The following is a 1,737-nucleotide window of genomic DNA, read 5'->3' on the forward strand; positions in this document are numbered from 1 at the left end:
CGCTTACCCTTGCTCACGATGCCAATCATCTCGGCCCCTAACTGCATGACCAGCAAAATAACCGCAACTAACACTATCGTGACCCACAAGGACGTTTGCGACAGCAGAATCGCGCAAACCCCGAAGAACAAGGAAATGCCGTATATAATAAGGACGGTTTTGCGATGGCTGAAGCCAAACTGCAGCAAGCAATGGTGCAAATGATTTTTATCCGCCACCGAAATCGGTAATTTGTTCACTTTCCGGCGTACGATAGCGAAGAACGTATCGGATAGTGGCACACCTAGAATTAAGAGCGGAACGATAAAGGAAACAACAGTCGCTTGTTTGAAGCCCAATACTGACAATGTAGCCAGGCTGAATCCAAGGAATAGTGCGCCTGAATCACCCATGAATATTTTGGCCGGATGGAAGTTGTAGAACAGAAACCCGATAATGCTGCCCAAGAGCAGCACACTTAACACGATAACGGTAGGATTGCCCATAATAATCGCCATTACGAGGATGGTGCCCGTCRCAATCGCAGATACACCACCAGCTAGTCCATCCAAGCCGTCAATCAAATTGACCGCATTGGTGACACCGACAATCCACAGAATCGTAAGCGGAATGCTTAACCACCTAGTCTCGAATGAATCGCCGAATGGCAAGTTCAGCAAGTCAATCTGGATATCCCCGTAGAACACGATAATCAGAGCAGCTACAACTTCTGCAGCTAATTTGATCCGAGGCGACAAGTCAAATCTATCGTCCAAAGCCCCGACCAGTACGATGATGGCACCGCCGATCAGCAAGGCTGAAGCTACTTTTACATTATAATCGTCGATAGCGGGAGCAATAACGAAGAAAGCTCCAACAAATGCAATGAATATGGCTAATCCACCCAAACGCGGCATAATACGCGTATGTACCTTACGTTGATTAGGTTTATCCACAGCGCCGACGAAGAAGGCAAATCGTTTCACGACTGGAGTCATGCACACAGCAAGTAAACAGGCAGCCAGAAACCCGATTCCATAAAGAAACACCATTTGTCTTCTTACACCCCCTGTTTCTATTGTGTGTTTCATGAAGGCGATCGTGAGCAGACTTATGCCTAGAAGGCCAACGGACACATTATACTCCCTGCCGAATAGAAACACCACAGCTAAAATTGGGAAAATAAGCGGTTATTAGGTAGTTTTCTCGCTAATTCTCAAGGTTTCTGAACATTATCCTTCTCACGGATCACTTTCACTGCGAATTTCGGCAAGGCAAGCATTCTTTTGTACCGTTTCGGTTCTTTGAGCAGCCGATAAAACCATTCGAGTCTCAATTTTTGGAACAAAACAGGTGCTCGCTTGGACTTGCCGGAGATTACATCGAAGCTGCCGCCTACCCCGATCATGACCGGGACCTGAAGCTGCTGCTTGTATCGGTCGATCCAAGGCTCTTGACCTTCCACCGATCGGCCTACGAGCAGTAAATCCGGAGCCGCTTCACGGATGTCCGCTACAACTTCGTCATCCTGCTCGGGTCCGAAGAATCCGTCACGAACCCCGACGATGTTAAGCTTAGGATACTGAGCGGCAATCCGCATGGCAGCCTCGCGAATAACTTCCGGCGCTGTCCCTAACAGGAACACTTTCCATCCATATTGTTCACCGACAGCAAATAACTTATGAATCAATTCGATGCCCGGAACACGCTCTGCAACCGGATTGCCTATATAGGAAGCAGCCCATACAACACCCGTAC

General features: G+C 48.1%; 2 protein-coding genes. Both read right to left on the minus strand.

All coding sequences use genetic code 11. The annotated features are described in order from the left end of the window. On the minus strand, nt 1-1,031 hold a 1,031-nt coding region (locus AC1DWB_RS34655), incomplete at its 3' end, for a glycosyltransferase family 4 protein (RefSeq protein WP_477545611.1). Nucleotides 1,032-1,195: 164 nt separating this feature from the next. Next, nucleotides 1,196-1,737 (minus strand): WecB/TagA/CpsF family glycosyltransferase (locus tag AC1DWB_RS34660; protein ID WP_477545612.1); only part of this gene is annotated, 542 nt, incomplete at its 5' end.

The organism is Paenibacillus sp. P4_E11, assembly GCF_056401635.1.